This is a genomic window from Rhodohalobacter halophilus, assembly GCF_001715195.1.
In the GTDB taxonomy this organism is placed as follows: domain Bacteria; phylum Bacteroidota; class Rhodothermia; order Balneolales; family Balneolaceae; genus Rhodohalobacter; species Rhodohalobacter halophilus.
The window spans coordinates 1-870 of the sequence record NZ_MDWE01000073.1 but is presented as its reverse complement, the minus strand read 5'-3'; the positions used below and the strand labels follow the sequence as shown (position 1 = coordinate 870).

At 53.3% G+C, this 870-nt stretch carries 1 rRNA gene; it reads left to right on the top strand.

From position 1 onward, the window contains the following. Positions 1-86 precede the first annotated feature (86 nt). Positions 87-870 (top strand): 16S ribosomal RNA (locus tag BG260_RS13680); the annotation flags it as partial.

Below are 870 nucleotides of genomic sequence, written 5' to 3'. Positions count from 1 at the left end.
CGGGGAATTGTTCTTTGATGGTAGTGAAGTATAGACAGATTATTGAGTGAGCCTTGGACGGACTTGAAGAGTGTAGTTTAGATATTACAATGGAGAGTTTGATCCTGGCTCAGGACGAACGCTGGCGGCGGGCCTAACACATGCAAGTCGAAGGAGAAGGAAGGAGCTTGCTCTTTCTGGAGACTGGCGCACGGGTGAGTAACGCGCAGACAACCTGCCTATAACAGGGGGATAACCACTCGAAAGGGTGGCTAATACCGCATAATGCAGCGGGGCCGCATGGTCACAGTTGTTAAATTCTTCGGAAGGTTATAGATGGGTCTGCGTGCCATTAGTTAGTTGGTAGGGTAACGGCCTACCAAGGCGATGATGGCTAGGGGGTCTGAGAGGATGATCCCCCACACTGGAACTGAGACACGGTCCAGACTCCTACGGGAGGCAGCAGTGAGGAATCTTGCGCAATGGGGGAAACCCTGACGCAGCCACGCCGCGTGCCGGAAGACGGCCCTATGGGTTGTAAACGGCTTTTGTTTGGGAAGAATGTACGGGTTTCGACCTGTATTGACGGTACCAATTGAATCAGCACCGGCTAACTCCGTGCCAGCAGCCGCGGTAATACGGAGGGTGCAAGCGTTGTCCGGAATCATTGGGTGTAAAGGGTGCGTAGGCTGGCGCTTAAGTCTGAGGTGAAATCTTGCCGCTTAACGGTAAAATGGCCTTGGATACTGGGTGTCTTGAATCTGACAGAGGTCGGTGGAATTCGTAGTGTAGCGGTGAAATGCATAGATATTACGAAGAACACCAGTGGCGAAGGCGGCCGGCTGGGTCAGTATTGACGCTGAGGCACGAGAGCGTGGGGAGCGAACAGGA